The organism is Novosphingobium guangzhouense, assembly GCF_002896965.1.
GTDB lineage: Bacteria > Pseudomonadota > Alphaproteobacteria > Sphingomonadales > Sphingomonadaceae > Novosphingobium > Novosphingobium guangzhouense.
In genome coordinates, this window is the sequence record NZ_LYMM01000001.1 from 78893 (window position 1) to 96226 (window position 17334).

General features: G+C 64.7%; 12 protein-coding genes. 3 read left to right on the forward strand and 9 right to left on the reverse strand.

The window, feature by feature from the left end; all coding sequences use genetic code 11:
- The first annotated feature begins 80 nt into the window (after positions 1–80).
- Positions 81–989, forward strand: a complete 909-nt coding sequence (locus tag A8V01_RS00325) for a LysR family transcriptional regulator (protein WP_146037149.1) — start codon at positions 81–83, stop codon at positions 987–989.
- Between the two features lie 7 nt (positions 990–996).
- On the opposite strand, the gene A8V01_RS00330 is transcribed toward A8V01_RS00325, so the two are convergent.
- From A8V01_RS00330 to A8V01_RS00355, 6 genes are all read right to left on the reverse strand, one after another.
- Entirely contained in the window at positions 997–1926 is a 930-nt protein-coding gene (locus A8V01_RS00330; RefSeq protein WP_103093965.1) for an alpha/beta fold hydrolase, read from the reverse strand.
- Between the two features lie 33 nt (positions 1927–1959).
- Positions 1960–3327 carry an LLM class flavin-dependent oxidoreductase gene (locus tag A8V01_RS00335; RefSeq protein WP_103093966.1) on the reverse strand — a complete coding sequence of 456 codons (1368 nt, stop codon included), beginning with the start codon at positions 3325–3327 and terminating at the stop codon, positions 1960–1962.
- A 19-nt stretch (positions 3328–3346) separates the two neighbouring features.
- The gene (locus A8V01_RS00340) at positions 3347–4669 is read right to left on the reverse strand and encodes an MFS transporter (RefSeq protein WP_103093967.1); all 1323 of its coding nucleotides are present in this window, start codon (positions 4667–4669) and stop codon (positions 3347–3349) included.
- Positions 4659–5831 carry a M24 family metallopeptidase gene (locus tag A8V01_RS00345; RefSeq protein ID WP_103093968.1) on the reverse strand — a complete coding sequence of 391 codons (1173 nt, stop codon included), beginning with the start codon at positions 5829–5831 and terminating at the stop codon, positions 4659–4661. The genes A8V01_RS00340 and A8V01_RS00345 overlap by 11 nt, the downstream gene beginning before the upstream one ends.
- A 23-nt stretch (positions 5832–5854) precedes the next feature.
- The gene (locus A8V01_RS00350; protein WP_103094173.1) at positions 5855–7588 is read right to left on the reverse strand and encodes an N-acyl-D-amino-acid deacylase family protein; all 1734 of its coding nucleotides are present in this window, start codon (positions 7586–7588) and stop codon (positions 5855–5857) included.
- A gap of 77 nt (positions 7589–7665) precedes the next feature.
- Positions 7666–10146, reverse strand: a complete 2481-nt coding sequence (locus tag A8V01_RS00355; RefSeq protein ID WP_103093969.1) for a TonB-dependent receptor — start codon at positions 10144–10146, stop codon at positions 7666–7668.
- 343 nt (positions 10147–10489) lie between these two features.
- Here A8V01_RS00355 and A8V01_RS00365 point away from each other — a divergent pair, with 343 nt between their 5' ends.
- Positions 10490–11842 (forward strand): LLM class flavin-dependent oxidoreductase, encoded by a 1353-nt coding sequence (locus A8V01_RS00365; protein ID WP_103093971.1) that lies wholly within the window; start codon positions 10490–10492, stop codon positions 11840–11842.
- Positions 11843–11924: 82 nt separating this feature from the next.
- Positions 11925–13151 carry a M24 family metallopeptidase gene (locus tag A8V01_RS00370; RefSeq protein ID WP_103093972.1) on the forward strand — a complete coding sequence of 409 codons (1227 nt, stop codon included), beginning with the start codon at positions 11925–11927 and terminating at the stop codon, positions 13149–13151.
- 34 nt (positions 13152–13185) lie between these two features.
- Here A8V01_RS00370 and A8V01_RS00375 read toward each other — a convergent pair whose 3' ends face one another.
- Genes A8V01_RS00375 through A8V01_RS00385 form a run of 3 tightly spaced genes read right to left on the reverse strand, consistent with a single transcriptional unit; the run spans position 13186 to position 17317 of the window.
- The gene (locus A8V01_RS00375; RefSeq protein ID WP_103093973.1) at positions 13186–14109 is read right to left on the reverse strand and encodes a diguanylate cyclase; all 924 of its coding nucleotides are present in this window, start codon (positions 14107–14109) and stop codon (positions 13186–13188) included.
- Positions 14106–16943, reverse strand: coding sequence for a response regulator (locus A8V01_RS00380; RefSeq protein WP_103093974.1), 2838 nt, complete (start codon positions 16941–16943; stop codon positions 14106–14108). The genes A8V01_RS00375 and A8V01_RS00380 overlap by 4 nt, the downstream gene beginning before the upstream one ends.
- The gene (locus A8V01_RS00385; RefSeq protein ID WP_103093975.1) at positions 16940–17317 is read right to left on the reverse strand and encodes a hypothetical protein; all 378 of its coding nucleotides are present in this window, start codon (positions 17315–17317) and stop codon (positions 16940–16942) included. Before A8V01_RS00385 ends, A8V01_RS00380 begins: the two co-directional genes overlap by 4 nt.
- Positions 17318–17334 lie beyond the last annotated feature (17 nt).

Genomic DNA, 17334 nt, shown 5'->3' on the forward strand with positions numbered 1-17334 from the left:
CCAAGGGGCTTGAGCCGGGCGCCGGGCATGCCACAGTGGCAGCCCCGTCCGGTCCCGGCCCTGAAGGAGCAAGATATCCCGTGAATCTCGTGCAGCTGAAGCGAATGATCGCGATCTACGAGAGCGGGAGCTTGCGCAAGGCGTCGAAGGCTGTGGGCATCACCCAGCCCGCGCTCACGCTCAGCATCCGCCAGCTGGAGGAGGAGTTCAACACCAGCCTTTTCGAGCGCGGCCCCAACGGCGTGCGGCCGACCGAAATGTGCGAAAAGCTGGTCCAGCGCGCGCGGCTCATGCTGATGGAAGAACAGCGCATCCTGCACGATCTGGCCACCGCCAATCGCGTGCCCAAGGTTGCGATGGGCGTACATCCGATCATCATGAACGACACGATGAGCCGCGCCATGCGCCAGTTCGTGGAGCAGGCAGGCCACATCGACATGTGGGTGCGCGAAGGGTACACCACGCAGCTGCTGGAATTGCTGTCATCGGGCGATCTGGACTTCGCGTTCTGTGGCCTGCCCGAAGGTTACGCGGACGATACGCTGGAATTCGAGCCGCTGTTCAAACGTGAATATGCGGTGATTGCGGCCCCCGACCATCCGGTCTTTTCGCTGACCGAAAGCGATTTCGCGCAAGGCACCGACTTCGTCTGGGCGCACGTCAGCGCGTATGAAACCGCCGACCCGATCGACAACGACGATGTCGTGAACATGCTGCGGCGCTTCGGTTACGGGCCGGAAAGCAAGTCTGTGAAAGCCTCTTCGACCACGTTCGTGAAGGCGATGATCCTGCATTCGGGCATGATCGGCATGGTGGCGTGCGAGGCGGTGGCCGATGAACTGGCGAACGGCACGTTGAAGCGTCTGGCGGGCTCGGAAATCCCGGCGCCCGCCTTCGGCTTCATCACCCTCAAGGACCGCTACGAAACGCGCACCATCCGACTGCTGAAGGCGACCATCCGGCAATGGTGCGCCCGCAAGCCGAACTGAGGCCGGGTCACGCTTCGGCGAGGAAAGCGTTGAGCACGCGGGCGGTCGCGGGCGGGTTGTCCTGCATCACGAATGCGCCCGAGTTTTCGACTACGGCGGTCTTGCCGTGCTTCAGCTGGGCCTCCGCGTCGGTGCGGAACTTGAGGTACGCCTTGTCGAACTGGCCATAGACCAGCAGCGTCGGGGCTTCGATCCGGCTCATGGTTCCGGCGATTTCCGTGATGGCAACGCCGCGCTCCGACGGCTGGATCCACTTTCCGGCGGCCTTGCGGCTCAGGATGCCATCCGCGTTGATGGGGCCGGTATTGATGATGCCGAAGGTCCTGGACAGCAGTTCGGGCGGAGTGGGCACCGGGTCGCCATTCTTGTCGAACAGCGCGCCCTGCTTGTCGTCCACCGCGGCCTTCATTTCGGCCAGCGAACGGCGATGGCCCAGCGCGCAGGAGACGAGGGCAAGCTTGTTGACCCGTTCCGGCCAGAACGCAGCCAGCGGCACGGCAAGGCATCCACCCAGCGAAGTGCCGATCAGGTCCACCTTGTCGAAGCCAAGTTCGTCGAAGGCACCGACCAGCAGCGCGGCCGTTTCGCCAAGGGTCTGGATGTAAGGGGCAGGGCCATCCCAGCGCGAACCACCGTGGCCGGGCAGGTCGAACGCGAAGACCTGCCGCCCCTCGGCCAGCATCGGCGCCACGAAGCGCCAGTCGGACAGCCACCCACCCAGCTTGTGCAGCAGCACGACCGGCGGCTTGCCGGGGACCGGGTCGCCGATCACGGCATAGTGCAGCACGCCGCCTGCGCGGCGCAGATCGCCAAAGCGCGTCCACTGGCCTTTGGGCGGCGTCGGCAGGCTTGCGGCCTTTTGCGCGGCAAAGGCAGGCAGCGCGCTGACGGCTGCGGCCAGACTTATGCCACGGGCAACATCACGACGGCTCAACATGATCCTATTCCTCTTCGAGAGTGACGGTAGCGGTCAGGCCCACATCCGGGGTTCGCACCCCAGCGCGGGATTGGCGACGAAGGCATTTTCCGGACGCGGCAGGCCAAGGTTCTCGCGCAGGGTATCGCCTTCGTATTCGTTGCGGAACAGGCCCCGCTTCTGAAGGATGGGGATGACCTGGTCGACGAAATCGTCCAGCACGCCGGGCTGGTAGTTGGGCGAAAGCGAGAAACCGTCCGCGGCACCAGCACGGAACCAGTTCTCGCACAAGTCCGCCACCTGTTCGGGCGTTCCGGTGTACGAGAAGCTGGCGCGCGAAACAACGACACGGCGGGCCAGCAGGCCGATCGGCAGGTCTTCTTCGCGGGCCATGCGGATGATGGATTGCTGCACCCACTTGCCGCCGTTGGTTTCAGGCAGGTCGGGCAGGCGCTCGTTGACCGACAGGTGCGAGAGATCGACGCCCAGCTGAAGGCTGAGCGTGCGCAGGGCCAGCGCTTCAGGCACCAGGTCAAGCAGTTCCTCGTCGGCACGGCGGGCCTCGGCCTCAGTGGCGCGAACCATGAGCTGGACCGAGGGGATGATCTTCACGTGATCGGGGTTGCGGCCGAAGGCGACGGCGCGGGCACGCATGTCGTTGCGAAACTCCTTCGCGACCTCAAGCGAACTGGCGGCGGTGAAGATCATATCCGCCGTGCGCGCGGCAAGGGCGCGACCGGGGCCGGAGCCGCCTGCCTGAACGATGATCGGGTGCCCCTGCGGCGGGCGTGCCACGTTGAGCGGACCGGCGACGGTGAAGTGTTCCCCCTTGTGGTCAAGCTCGTGGACCTTGGCGGGGTTGAAGTAGCGCGCCGCCTCGCGGTCGCGCAGGATCGCGCCGTCTTCCCAGCTGTCCCAGAGGGTTTTGCAAACGTCCACGAACTCTTCGGCACGGGCGTAGCGCGCTTCGTGGTCCATGTTCAGGTCGCGGCCGAAGTTGCGCGCTTCGCCGTCACTGGCAGAGGTGACGACGTTCCAGCCCGCGCGGCCCTTGGATATGTGGTCCAGCGAGGCGAAGCGGCGGGCGATCGCGTAAGGCTCGTTATAAGTGGTGGAAGCGGTGGCGATGAGGCCGATGTGCTTCGTCACTACGGCCAGCGCGGCCAGCAACGTGGTCGGCTCCAGCTTTCCGGCATAGTCGGTGGCGGCAAAGGCGTCCTTGCCCGAAATACTGGGGAAGCCTTGTGAATCGCCCGAGAAATAGCAGTGCATCTTCCCGCGTTCTGCCGTCTGGGCAAGGTGCGCGAAATGCGCGAAATCGTGCTGGTCCACCGCCGGTGCACCGGGCCAGCGCCATCCGCCGGGATGTGCGCCGCTGTTGTGGATGAAGGTCGCCAAAATCATCTGGTTGGGATCGGGCATGGTACGGGCTCCGGGAAGATCACAGGTGGCTGGCGCCGATGACGCGCGCCAGTTCGCCGTCCGCCGGGGCGGTGCGATAGGCGCGCGCGGCGGCCGCGAAACAGGCTGCCGCCAGCACAAGGCAGGGCAGGACGATGAGGACGAAGGAAGCGGCGATGCGCGAAGGATCGCCCAGCACCTTCTCCGAAACGAAAGCGATTGCGAACGGCCCACCTGCACCTGCGGGCAGCGCCGCGACGACGCTGAGGAAGGCGTAGGAAAAGCCGCGCATGTCGTTGGGCACGATCTCCTGCACGGTGGCGTTCATCGCGACGTTGAGCATCGGCGTGGTCAGGCTGATCGTGGCCAGCGCCGCGATGGCAAGTCCCAACCCCGGCGCATAGCCCGCGAACGCGGTGGGCAAGGCCACCAGCGGCAGCACGGCCATCAGCCCGATGCGGCCTGCCTTGCGGGTATCCGCCGCGAAACCGCCGAGCAGGTAGCCCGATACACCCGCGACAAGCATGCCAAGGCCCAGAAGGTTGGCAATCTGCGGCAGCGTCAGGCCATATGTGCGCATCAGCAGCGGCGCGGTCCATGACGTGACACCAACGAAAGCGACGTAATAGAGGCAGAAGCCGGCGAACAGGGGGACCACCAGCCTGCGCTGACGCCCCAGATAGCGCAGCTTCTCACCCACCCGCGCGGGCGCCTTTGCCTCTGCCGGAAGGCCGCGCCTGGCGGGCTCGCGGATGGTCAGGAAGGCAAGGCCAACTGCGGGGCCGACGATACCGCACAGCAGGAATGCGCTACGCCAGGGCACGACGACGCCATAGCCGGGCAGGGTGATATGCAGGTTGGCGGCAAGGATCGCGCCGGGCACGACCGATGACAGGGCCGTGCCGATGGTTGCGCCGATAAGGTAGGCGCTGAGCGCGCGGCCGCGCCGGTCGGGCGGGAACATGTCGGCGATCAGCGACATTGCGGCAGGCGCAACGGCCGCCTCGCCAAGCCCGACAAGGGCGCGGAAAACGAAGAACGTCTCGAAATTGGGGGCAAGGCCGCCAAGCGCGGTGGACAGGCTCCACACGATGATCGCGCCGCCCAGCACGCGCTTGCGCACATGGCGATCCACCAGCGAACCCAGCCACAGCCCGCACACGCCGCTCAGCAGCGAATAGGCAAGGCCCATGAGCAGGCCCATGCGGATATCGTCGATGCCAAGGTCGGCCTTGATCGGCTCGGCCAGCACGCCGACGATGGCCTTGTCGATACTGTAGAAATTGGCCGCCAGAAACAGCAACAGCATCGGCCACAGCGTCTGGCGAACCGGCGGGAAGGGCACCGGAGCTTCAGTCGACACGGACGGTGCGCCCGTCGATGCAGGCCATCAGGCGGCCATCGGCGTCGTTCAGGATCTCTACCGTGTCGCCGTCGAGGTAGATGATATCCTCGAAGTGGAACTTGCCGATTTCCGGGCCGATCCAGGGCAGGTCGCAGCTCAGGACCATGCGGTCGACCAGTTCGAAGCTGTGCATGCCGCCGCCCGGATGCGGGTGATCGGTGTGCTCCAGCCCGACCGAGTGCAGGCCGCAGGCGCGAAATTCCGGATTGCCGTGCGCCTGGATGGAGGCGACGACGGCTTTCTCCACGTCGGTTGAGAGGCGACCGGCGCGGAATTCGGGCAGCGCCGCCTGCCAGCCAAGACGGGTGGCGTTATAGCGCTTGAGCTGTTCAGGCGAAGGCTCTCCGATCACGGCGGTGCGGCCGATATCGCTGGTGTAGTGCGAAAATTCCGCAGTGGCGTCGAACGTCACCATGTCGCCGTGCTGCAGTTCGGCATTCTTGGGCAGGCGGCCGAAGCCGGGGCGGTAGGGGGTGATGAGCAGGAACACCGGACGGCCACCTGCCAGCGCTGCGGCCGACCAGAACACGCGCTCTGCTTCGGCGCAGGTGGCCCCGGCGGCCAGCGCCTCTGCCGAAAGCTGGAGCGACAGTTCTGTCTTGCGGGCGGCGGCGCGCATATTCGCCATCTCGGCAGGCGTCTTGACCATACGCATGTCGCGCAGGAGATCGCGCGCGGGAACAACGTCGATCGTGCCGCCCAGCAGTTCGTTCACGTCAAGGCCAAGGCCGCGATCCTCGAAGGCAACGCGCGAGCGGTCGAGGCCGAGTTCGCGCAGGTATTGCGCCACGGCTTCCTGATGGTTCTGCGGCAGTCCCTCGGCCGTCAGCGCGGCCTGCACCCCGCCTGCGCCGATGCCGGGCTTGCGGGCATAGCCGCGCACGGCCATCCACGTGCCCTGCCCCTGCTGGGGCTGGCCCATATCGACCTCCACCGTCAGCACGGCGGCGTCCAGCGCATGGTCGCGCGGCAGGATCGCCAGTGCAAGGTCGCCAAAGCCCCAGCTGGCATCGGTCGCCCAGCTGGAGAGGTAATAGGTATTGATCGGGGTCGAGGCGACGACGACCGCGATATCCTCGCGGTCCATCAGGGCGTCGGCGCGTTCTCGATTGATAAGCATCAGGTCAGTTCCGTCTGGAGGTATCAGGCGACTGGCGCGGGGCGGCGGCCACGCACGAGGCGGCCGGGCAGGGCGCCGGTGGGGGTATCGTCTCGGGCGGTGACGACGCCGGAAAGGATCGTTGCAGCATAGCCGCTTGCTCCTTGTGTCAGGCGGCGGCCACCGGCCGGAAGGTCGAAGCTGGCGCGCGGCGGGGCAAGGCGCAGGCGGTCGTAGTCGATGACGTTGAGGTCCGCCTTGTAGCCGGGCGCAATGATCCCGCGATCGCCGAAGCCGCCGACGCGGGCGGTGTGACCGGTCATCATGTGAACCGCTTCGGGGATCGGCAGCCGATCGCCCACCCGGTCGCGCGTCCAGTATGTCAGCAGGAAGGTCTGCATACTGCCGTCGCAGATCGCGCCGACATGCGCGCCGCCATCGCCAAGGCCAAGCACGGTATCCTCGCGCCGCAACATGTGATGGACGACATCGAGGTTGTAATGCGTGTAATTTCGGGCCGGGAAGTAGAGAATGGCCTGGCCGTCCTCTTCGAGCAGCGCATCATAGGCCACTTCCTCGACGCTGCAGCCGCGCTGGGCGGCGATGTTGTCGAAGCGGGCGCTTGCGGGCGGGGCATAGTCCGGGTTCTCGCCCATGGCGTAACACTGCGAAACTTCGCGCATGAAGGCGGGATACTTCTTCGGATCGAGCGGCAGGCCCATTTCCGAAAGGATCGCGGCCTTCACTTCGGCCTTGCGCATCTCCAGCGCGCGGGCGGTGACGGGCAGATGCTCGATCGCGTCGTAAGTCGGGCAGCCGCGAAAAGGGTTGAGCGACAGCTGGTGGCCGAACAGCACGCCGACGGGGCGGCCCACCACCTGTCCGTAGATGTCGATCCCCTGCGCGCGGCTTGCGGCGCAGGCATCGGCGATCTCGCGCCAGCGGCCCGGCGCTTCGTTGTACTGCAATAGCGGGAAGGTCACGGTCTGCCCCGAAGCCTCTGCCACGCGCGAAAGCATGCGAAATTCGGAGGAGAAGCCGTTGCCGGTATCGAACTCCGATGCGGACATGAACAAGTGGCGCCCGAAGGGCTTCATGGCCATGGCGATGGTGAGAAGTTCATCCTCGCTTGCGGTGGTGACGGGAAGCTGATCGCCGCTGGCGGTGCGGTGGCCGATGACGCGGGTGGTGGAGAAGCCGAAGGCGCCGGCCTCAAGCCCCTCGCGCACGATGGCGGCCATCGCCTGCATGTCGGCGCCGGTCGCGGGTTCACGCTCGATGGCGCGCTGGCCCATGACGTGGACGCGCACCGGGATGTGCGGGACGGCAACGGCGAAGTCCGCATCCATGTGCCGCTGCTCGATGGCATCCATGTAATCGGGAAAGCTTTCCCAGTTCCATGGCAGACCCTCGGCCATCACGATGCCGGGGATGTCTTCGACGCCTTCCATGACGTCGATCATCTGTTCGCGCATGTCGGGGCGGCATGGTGCGAAGCCGACGCCGCAATTGCCCATGAGCACGCTTGTCACACCATGATTGGTCGATGGCGAGAACTGCGTGTCCCAGGTGACCTGCGCGTCGTAATGGGTATGGATATCGACGAAGCCGGGTGTCACCAGCTTGCCGCGCGCGTCGATCTCTTCGCGCCCGGAACCGGCAACTGCACCTGCCGCCACGATCACGCCGTCGCGCAGGGCAACGTCGCCTTCGAAAAGGTCTGCTCCCGTACCGTCGGCGATGGTGCCGCCACGAATGACCAGATCGTATTCGCTCATCGTCGTATCCATCTGTTCGAGTTGAAATACCGTGCGCGGCAGGACGCAGGCTGCACCCCGCCGCGCATCGGCGCTCGTCAGAACTTCACGGTTGATCGCACACCGAACGTGCGCAGATCGCGCAGCGCCACCGCAACGCCCGAGAACGGCGAGAGGTAGGAGTTGGTGCGTTCAAGCAGGGTAAAGTCGATGGCGGCCGGATAAGCCTTGTTGTTGAACAGGTTGGTTACGAAACCTTCGAACGTGAAGCGATCGTTTCCGAAACCTGCGCGCAAGTTCACCTGCGTCATGTCCGGGGTCTTCGTCAGGTTGGAGGCATTGGTATAGACCCCCGACTTGTACGTGAAGTCGGCGCGGGCGAAGGCTTCCACATCATCGCGCAGCGGCATCGTGTAGTTGGCCGAAACCGAGCCCGACCAGCGCGAGGCCAGCGGATTGTGATTGCCGCTGAAATCAGTGATGCCGGTAAGGGCGGTCACCGTCGGCGCGCTCAGCTTGCGGATGTCGCTTTCGTTGTACGAGCCGTTGGCCGACAGGGTCAGGCGGTCGGTCGCCGCGAAGGAGAAATCGCCTTCAAGGCCGTACATCTTGACCTTGCCGGTGTTGAGCTGGGCCTGGATATTGTAGACCACGCTTGTCGCCGGATCGACCAGCGTGATGACGTTGGCGTTCAGCTGGTCCTTCCAGATGCCATAGTATGCCGCCACGGCGTAGCGCAGGCGATTGTTGAACGCCTTGCCCTTTGCGCCGATCTCGAAGTTGTCGAGCTTTTCGGGCTCTACCGCGATGCGCAGGCCAGCGTCTGCCGCCAGCACCTGAGCGGCAGGGCTCAGGTTGGAGAGGAACACGGTGTTGAACGCGGCCGGGTTCACGCCCTTCGAGTACGACGCATAGACCATCATGTCGGGCGTCACGTCGTAATTGACGATCACGCGCGGCGTAAAGTTCTTGTACGTCTCTTTGGCAAGGATCGAGCCTTCTTCATAGAAGCCCGGCGTTGCGAAGGCGGCCGAAGCGATAGTCTGCCCGCCCGGACGGGCATAGGCGTACATCGTATCGATCTGGTAGCGGCCGTCGAAGTTGATGCTGAGATCCGGCGTGATCTTGTAGCCAAGGCCGAAGAAGGCGCCGAAGGTGCGGTTGCGGGTCTTGCCGGAAACAACGCTGAACTGGCTGGTGCCAAGCGCGCCGTTGTTGCCGCCGCCGCCGCCCTGGAACGTCGCGTTCAGATAGCTGCCGCCCAGCGTTGCGGTGAACGGTCCGCCATCATCATAACTTGCGCGAAGTTCCTGCGAAAAGTCCTTGCTGATGGCTTCGACAAGGTAGGGATAGTCGAAGTAGCTCGGCGCGTCCGGAGCCGTGCCCACCGCGTTGGTCGAATTCGGCGCGGTGGTGTTGTAATACAGGTCAAGGTCCGACAGCTGGCTGCGGCGCTCGTTGTTGTAGCCGGTGAGGGAGGACAGCGTAATGCCGCTGCCGACTTCCCAGTCGACGTTGAAGTGCAGGTGATAGAACCGGCTGCGCAGGCCATAGCCCTGAACGCCGTCTTCCGGGTCGATGAGGCGGCCGGTCGGATTAGCCAGGAAGTCCTTGATGAAGGGCGTGTTGACCGTGTTCATCGAAGGCGCGCCGGCAGGCAGGCCGGGCAGGGTGCCGCAGAAGTAACGGTTGTTGCCGAAGGCGCAGTTCGACGAATCCGGCACGATCACCGCTCCGTCGCTCGGGTTGGTGACGGCGTGCGCGGCCAGCAGTCCGGTTGCGTTCGGACCGTCATCGTTTTTGGAAATCATCGCGAAGGCCCTGGCCTTCAGGTTCGATGCGGGCGTGAATTCCATCGCCAGAGTTGCGGCGCGGGTGCGCTGGTCGCCCAGCGTCTGACCGGGCACGCCCTGGTTCTTCCACGAACCGCCCTTGGCCGTTTCCTGCACGGTGGCGCGGAAGCCGACAAGCCCTTCGATCAGCGGAGCGCCGATGGATGCCTGAATGTCATGATTGTCACGCGTACCGATCATGCCCGAGAAGCTGCCTTCAAGGCGATCGGGCGTGGACTTGGTCACGACATTGACCGCACCGGCAAAGGTCTGGCGGCCGAAATAGGCGCTCTGCGGCCCCTTCAGCACTTCGATGCGCTCGGGATCGGAGATCGTCTGGATGGCGGTAGCGGTCGAAACCGGCACGCCGTCGATGAACATCGAGGCGGTCTGGACCGAGGAACTCGACGGGGTGAAGCCGCGGATGATGACCTGCTGAAACGAACGGTCGTTGCGGCCCGAAGAGCTGGACACGATCTTCATGCTGGGCGTGAACGCGGCAAGGTCGGTGACCGACTGCACGCCGCGCTTCTGCATGTCTTCGCCGGAAAGGGCGGTGACCGAAATCGGGGTCTTCAAAATGTCTTCGCCGCGCTTGCGAGCGGTGACGACGATGTCACCGGGCATGCTTGCGGTAGTATCCGTGGTTGCATCCTGGGCATTGGCGGCAGACGAAATCCCTGTTGCGACGACGATCGACGAACAGGACAAAAGAACGGCGCGACGTAGCGCCGACGTGCTGGTCATGATAGCTTCCCCATTTCGATCCCCGGCCATTATTGGCCTGAGTATTGAGATCGTTCTTCCTGCGTGAAACTTTTCTTATGTTTCGGTTTTTAAGCTTGTAATCGAGCACTGGCGCTGCGGAATGTCATCAAACCGCCGCTTGACGAGTGCAACGTAACATCGGTTTTTTCCGCGCCGGAAATCAGAACCCCTTATCACCTCCAAGGAATCCTGATTGGCGTCGGCGGCGAAGTCGTGCTCGTTATCCGAACATGTCAGGGGGTAGGGCTGGCCTTGCCCGTCATACCCGGACACATAGTCATCCCACAGGATCAAAACTTCGAGGCGAGGCGCGAAAGACGTCATGAAACTGCTTGCGTTCCTGATGCAGACCGGCGGCCACATTGCGGGCTGGCGACATGCCCGTGCGGCCGACAACGCGCTTTGCGACGCCGACTATTTTCGTGCACTTGGCCGCACAGCGGAGAAGGGCCTGTTCGACGGCGTCTTCCTTGCGGACTATCTGGGCTATCATCCGGTCAGGGGCGCATCGGTGTTCGCCGGGCTGGAGACGCCCAAGCTTGACCCCCTTGTCGTGCTGTCGATCATCGCGGCTCAAACCCGCAACCTTGGCCTGATCGGCACGGCATCCACCACGTACAACCATCCCTACGACCTGGCCCGCCGTTTCGCATCGCTTGACCACATGAGCGGCGGCCGCGCGGGCTGGAACATCGTGACGTCGACGATGGAGAACGAGGCCCACAACTACGGCTTCGACAGCCATCTTGCGCACGGTGATCGCTATGCCCGCGCCGAAGAGTTCGTGGCCGTGGCACGCAAGCTGTGGGACAGCTGGCAGGACGGCGCGGTCGTCGCAGACAAGGCAGCCGGCCGCTACACCGATCCCTCACGCATCAGCGCGGTTGCGCACAAGGGCGATCATTTCAACGTGGCAGGCCCGCTGACCGTGCCCCGTCCGCCGCAGGGGCACCCGGTTCTGGTTCAGGCCGGCGCCTCCGCCACAGGGCAGCGGTTTGCCGCCGCCAATGCGGAAGTCATATTCACGTCGCACCCGACGATCGAAACCGCAAAAGCCTTCCGCTCTGCCATGCACGAACAACTGGCGCAGTTCGGCCGAAGCGCCGCCAGCCTCAAGATCATGCCCGCGGTCACTCCGGTAGTCGGCCGTACCCGCGCCGAAGCCGAAGACCTCAAGCGCGAGCTTGATGACCTGATCCCGGCAGAAATCGCGATATCGAAGCTGGAAGGGCTGCTGGGCAACATCGACCTTTCACAAGCCGATCCGGATGGCCCCTTGCCCCCGCTCCCCGAAGCGGCGCTGGCAGGGCAGAATTCGACGCGGGACCGGGTTCTCGAACTGGCCGAGCGTCAGGGTCTGCCCGTCCGCGAACTTGCGCGGCGGGTCGCTGCGGGGCGGACCGGGCATACGATCGTCGGCACTGCCGAAGAGGTCGCCGAAACCCTTATGCTCTGGGAAAATGACGGCGCGGCCGACGGCTTCGTGATTTCCGCGCCGTTCCTGCCGGGCGGGCTGGAGGACTTCGTCGACCACGTCGTCCCGATCCTTCAGGATCGCGGAGCTTTCCGCAAGGCATATGAAGGCACGACCCTGAGGGAGAACCTTGGCCTGACGGTGCCAGAGAACCTTTTCGACGTCGATCCTGCCCTGAGGTCGCGTCCCGAAATCTGGTGACCCGAAGCCTTGCCCTTTCGTGAGCACTGCGCGCCGATCGTGTGCGCCGTGCCCGTGCTTGCGCCTCCTGGAAACATGACCGATGCCCTTGCTTGCCCCGTTGATCAATCGTAACGTCACCGAACGCGTTCTCAACGCGCATGGTGTCTCCGCGCTTGTCCTGTCCGATCCCACTAACATCTATCATGCCACCGGCTTCTGGCCGCAGATGGTCCTGATGGGGCAATCGGGGGCGGCGTTTGCCGTGGTTCCAGCCTCTGCGGACAAGCCCGTGGTGCTGATAACCAGCCAGTTCATCCATTATCTGCATGATGTGGAAGACCCAGCGGCGGGCGGCCCGCTGGACATCCTGCTATACACTGCGCCCGATGGCCTGGAAGGCGACGCGGCGCCCCCGATCTTCCTTGACGAGCCGCCCGGCGGCAGGCCCGACCCGCTCGACAACTTCAGCCGTACCGCGACGCTGGGCGTGCTGGCACGCAGCCCCGCGTTTCCCAATGCCGCATCCGCCCTGCGGGCAGCGGTCGCTCCTTACGGGACGAGCTGGGCGCTCGACACGCTGAACGCGGCGGCAGCGCTTGGCCTTTCCGGCACCTCGCGCCCGGCAGAACCGCTTCTGCGCCGGATCCGGATGATCAAGTCCCCGCGCGAGATCGCCTTGATGCGCCATGCAGCGAAGAACAACGTGGAGGCCGCGCGGGCCGCGATATTCTCCATGGCGGCCGGTTCCACATACGAAGACCTGCGCCTTGCCTTCTTCACGGAAACCGGACGGCGCGGCGGTGTACCGCTGTTCATTTCGACGGACAGCATGGCCATGCGGCGGCGCGATGGCGTTATCAGGGACGGGCGCAGCTTCCAGATAGACGCGGTCAGCCACTACGCGGGATATCACGGCGATTTCGGACGCACGGTCTTCGTGGGAAATCCCGATCCCATCGTCCTGCGCATGGTGGAGGCGGCCGTCTGCGCAAACGATGCCATCGCGAAGGAACTACGGCCGGGCCTGCTCTATTCCGACGTGCGCAGGATCGGCCACGAAGCGGTTGCCCGCAACGGCTATGACGTTGCGGTGTCCTGCGCCACGCACTCTGTCGGCCTGTTCCACACCGATGAGGCTTTCCGCGGTGGCTCGCTCAATTTCGACAAGGATGATCATCGCATCGAGGCAGGCATGGTGGTCAGCGTGGACTGCCCCGTGCTTCACCTGGATGCCACCGGGAACGTGCATCTGGAAGACCTGTGGCTCATCACCGAGGACGGCTGCGAGGCGCTGAACGATCGCAGCGAGCCTTTCCTGCAAATCTGATCGGCCTGCGCAAGCCCGCAGGCCCCGGCCGACCCTAGAGGTTGTCGGCCACGGCTCCGAATTCGGTGGTGGTCACGCGATTTCGGCCGTCCTGCTTGCTGCGGTAGAGCTGACGATCCGCCTCCTTCAGCCACATTTCGGGCGTCATGTCAGGCACGCAGCGCGCGCTGGCCACCCCGATGCTTACCGTGATGAACGGGCTGATCTGCGAACGTTCGTGCGGGATGTTGAGCGACTGCACGTGCTGGCTGATTTCCTGCGCCACCAGCGCCGCGCCTTCCGGGTCGGCGCCGGGCAGGATGCATGCGAATTCCTCGCCGCCATACCGCGCGGGAAGGTCGGAGGCGCGCCTGACGGCACGGGTCAGGGCTGCGCCGACCATGACGATGCAGCGGTCCCCCGCCGGATGGCCATATGTATCGTTGAACTGCTTGAAGAAGTCGATGTCGATCATGATGACCGTCAGCCAGTCCCCCAGCCGCGTCAGGCGTCCGACTTCGGCGTGCAGCGCCTGTTCCATCTGGCGGCGGTTGCTGAGGCCGGTCAGGGCATCGGTTACGGCAAGGCTGGCCAGCTGGTCACGCAGGCGCTTCGTTTCCACGTGATTATTGACGCGGGCGCGCAGGATCGCGGGCTGGATCGGCTTGGTGACATAGTCGATAGCGCCCAGCGACAGGCCGCGCATTTCATCGTCAGTGTCACCAAGCCCGGTGGTGAAGACGATCGGGATATCGGCAAGCTGCGGGTCGGCCTTGATCTGGCGGCAGACTTCGAAACCGTCGATCCCCGGCATCAGCACGTCAAGCAGGATCAGGTCCGGCGGGGTGTCCCGCACCGTCTCCAGAGCCTGCTGGCCCGAAGTGGAAAAGCAGACTTCGTAATCATCTTCCAGCACCGCATTCATGATTTCGATGTTGGAGATTTCGTCATCGACGATGAGGACGGTGCCCTTGCTCATGCCGTGGCTCCTGTCTGAGCCATCGGCTCGGCGGGGGTGTCTTCGGTGCCGATCAGTTCCAGCGCGGTATCATAGTCCAGCTTTTCGAGCGCGCGACCGATCGGATGCGCGGCGCGTTCATGCTCGGCAAGGCCAAGCGCCTGCGCATACCGCCCAAAGCTGGCGCGTGCACCAAGACTGCGACGGCGCAGCAAGCCGCGCAGTTCGTTTCGCGCCGCGCTTGCGGCTTCGGCGTCATGGCCGCTGTCCTGCGAAACGGGCGCCGGGGCGGCGGTTGCATCAAGGCTGCGCGCCGCTGCCACGGCCGGCGCAAGGAAGCCTTCAAGCTCGGTTATGGCGGCTTCGGCCTGCGGCACTGCACCAGCCGCCAGCATCTGCTCTATCTCCGCCGCGCTGCGATGAACCTGTGACAGTTCCAGCGAGCCCGCGACGCCCTTCAGCGTGTGCGCGAAACGCCGGGCATCGACCAGCAGCCCGCCAGCGATGTAAGTCCGCAATTCCTGGCCTGCGTCCGCGTAAGTCTGCCCGAAGGTCAGGATCAGTTTACGCAGCAGCGCAGCCTTGCCATTCACGCGAAGCAGGGCAGCGCGCAAATCGAACGGGGGCAGGGTTTCAGGCAGTGTCCCATCCTGCACGACCGCCGACGCGGGCGGTGTCGGCGCTGGGGCCTGTGGTGGGGCCTGTACGTGGGCCTGTACTGCGGAAGGCGATGCCAGCGGGGAAGCGGAGAGCACGGGCTTAAGCCAGCGATCCAGCATCCGCATCAGCATCGCCGGATCGACCGGCTTGGAGATGTGGTCGTTCATGCCCGCATTGAGGCAGCGCTGGCGCTCTTCCTCGTGGGCATGGGCCGTCATGGCGATGATCGGCAGGCGATCGGCCGACCATGTCCGGCGAATGTGCTGCGTGGCGGCGATGCCGTCCATCTCGGGCATCTGAACGTCCATGAGGATCGCCGCGTAATTGCCCCCGGCGGCCTGAACGCGGTCGCACCCGATGCGCCCGTTTTCGGCCTGATCCACGACAAGGCCCGCCTGCGAGAGCAGTTCGATCGCGATTTCGCGGTTGATCTCGTTATCCTCGACCAGCAGGACGCGCGCGCCCTTGAAGCGGTCCGCCACGGCGGGGGCAGCTTCGGGTGCTGCAAGTACAGTCGATCCGGTGTCGTTGGACGCGACCTCGATGATCGTTTCCAGCAGGGCGCGCGGGGCGATCGGCTTGGTCAGCACGGCTGCTACATTGGCCGGCAGAGTGCCGGGCGAAAGGCTTTCGGCGCCGTAAGCGGTGACGATCAGGGTGCGGGGAAGCGGCGCGCGATGATCGATGGCCTGCATCATCTCGACCGTTTGCAGGCCGTTCAATCCCGGCATCTTCCAGTCAAGCAGAACGATGTCGTAGGCTTGGTCCGCATCGTCGGCACTGCGGATCGCGCTTAGCGCCTCGTCACCCGAAGCGACCAGATCCAGCGCGATTTCCCAGCCTGCGAAGATATCCTCCAGCACCTGCCGGGAGGCGGCGTTATCGTCCGCCGCCAGTATGCGCAGCGCCTTGATGCCGGCAGGGACCGCCGGTTCGATTGCCGCGGTTTCGTCCTCGCGGGCCATCTGCATGCGGGCGATGAACGTGCTGCCTTCGCCGGGCGCGCTTTCGACCCGGATGGAGCCGCCCATCTGCTCCACGATCTGGCGGCAGATCGCAAGGCCCAGTCCGGTGCCGCCAAAGCGGCGGGTGGTGGAACTGTCGGCCTGCGAGAAGGACTGGAACAGCGATTGCTGCTGTTCGGGCGTCATGCCGATGCCGGTATCGCGCACGGTCAGTTCAAGCGTGACGAGATCGCCTTGCTCAGCAACGATCGAAAGCCCCACATGAACGCGGCCGTCCTCGGAAAACTTCACGGCGTTGCTGACAAGGTTGAGCAGCACCTGATTGAAGCGCAATTCGTCCCCCCGCAGGCGATGGGGAAGGGCGCCCGATACCTCGGAGGTGACCTGCACGCGCCGGGCCTCGGCATCGTTGGCCACCATCTGCAACTGGTTGGCAACGGCGTTGCGCAAGTCGAAAGGATTGGCTTCCAGCGTAAGCTTGCCTGCCTCGTTCTTGGAGAAGTCGAGGATATCGTTGATCAGCCGCAGCAGCGACATGCCCGCCTGACCGATCTTGCCCACGTAATCGCGCTGTTTGGGATCAAGGTCCGTCCGGCCGATCAGGTGGCAAAAGCCGAGAATGGCGTTCATCGGCGTGCGGATTTCGTGGCTCATGTTCGCCAGGAACATGCTCTTGGCGCGGTTGGCTTCCTCGGCCTCGCGGGTACGTTCGCGCAGGGCGAAGGATTCCACCAGCTGGTCGCTCAGGAGCACCAGAACGCTGGCCTGGAAGGTCACGATGACGGCGTGAACGATCACCCGACCCAGATTGCCGCCGCCGGCGAACACGACCGAAGGCAGAAGGTAGAGAAGCAGCAGGTGATGCAGCGCCACCGAGATCGCAGCCACCAGCACCGCACGGCGATCGCACCAGCCGATCGTCAGCGTCAGCATGGCGAAAAAGTACATGTGCATGTCCATCTGCCACGGATGGCCGCGCAGCAGGACAAGCAGGATCGCCGGTTCCGCCATGAGGGCAACGGCGGAGAGGTAGCGCGTGGCGGGCGCGATGCCGTGGCGCCACCACATCAGGTGATAGCTGCCCGCGACCAGTGCCCCGGCAAGAGCGGCCATGACCGGGCCGTGCCCCGTCAGGAAAGCGACGCCCGCAAAGAGGGGGACATGCGCCCAGAACAAGGCCAGCAGCAGGCGGCCTGACTGATAGCGCAGTTTGTCGAGTTCGGCGGTCAACGTGCCTGCTCCTGCGGTAAGCCTGAAGGAATGCCGCATCCGGCAATGGGGGGGACGGAAACCGCAAGCCACGCTCCGGCCCTGCGCATGGAAGCGGCGAAGTCGGCGTGCGATGAACCTGCGATCAGGACGTTGGGCAATGCGCCGGTTGCCGCAAGGCGTCCGCCGTGGCCGGTCACCAGATTGACGCTGTCAACGAGGGATGAGGACGGGGCGGTAACGATCAGATATTGCCCGGACTTCGTGCCCGACAGCAGCCAGCCTGCGGTCAGGGCCAGAAGCACCGCGATCAGCAGCGCGGCGGCAGGCAGAAGATCCCGAACACCGCCATCGGAGGCCCCGAATCTTGTTTGATTGCAGGCGCGCGACTCCATCCGACGATATCCTCCTC

Coding starts and splice junctions, on each gene's coding strand:
- A8V01_RS00330 (WP_103093965.1), bottom strand. CDS start 1,926: ATGTTGAGCCGTCGTGATGTTGCCCGTGGCATAAGTCTGGCCGCAGCC.
- A8V01_RS00335 (WP_103093966.1), bottom strand. CDS start 3,327: ATGCCCGATCCCAACCAGATGATTTTGGCGACCTTCATCCACAACAGC.
- A8V01_RS00345 (WP_103093968.1), bottom strand. CDS start 5,831: ATGCTTATCAATCGAGAACGCGCCGACGCCCTGATGGACCGCGAGGAT.
- A8V01_RS00350 (WP_103094173.1), bottom strand. CDS start 7,588: ATGAGCGAATACGATCTGGTCATTCGTGGCGGCACCATCGCCGACGGT.
- A8V01_RS00355 (WP_103093969.1), bottom strand. CDS start 10,146: ATGACCAGCACGTCGGCGCTACGTCGCGCCGTTCTTTTGTCCTGTTCG.
- A8V01_RS00365 (WP_103093971.1), top strand. CDS start 10,490: ATGAAACTGCTTGCGTTCCTGATGCAGACCGGCGGCCACATTGCGGGC.
- A8V01_RS00370 (WP_103093972.1), top strand. CDS start 11,925: ATGCCCTTGCTTGCCCCGTTGATCAATCGTAACGTCACCGAACGCGTT.
- A8V01_RS00375 (WP_103093973.1), bottom strand. CDS start 14,109: ATGAGCAAGGGCACCGTCCTCATCGTCGATGACGAAATCTCCAACATC.
- A8V01_RS00385 (WP_103093975.1), bottom strand. CDS start 17,317: ATGGAGTCGCGCGCCTGCAATCAAACAAGATTCGGGGCCTCCGATGGC.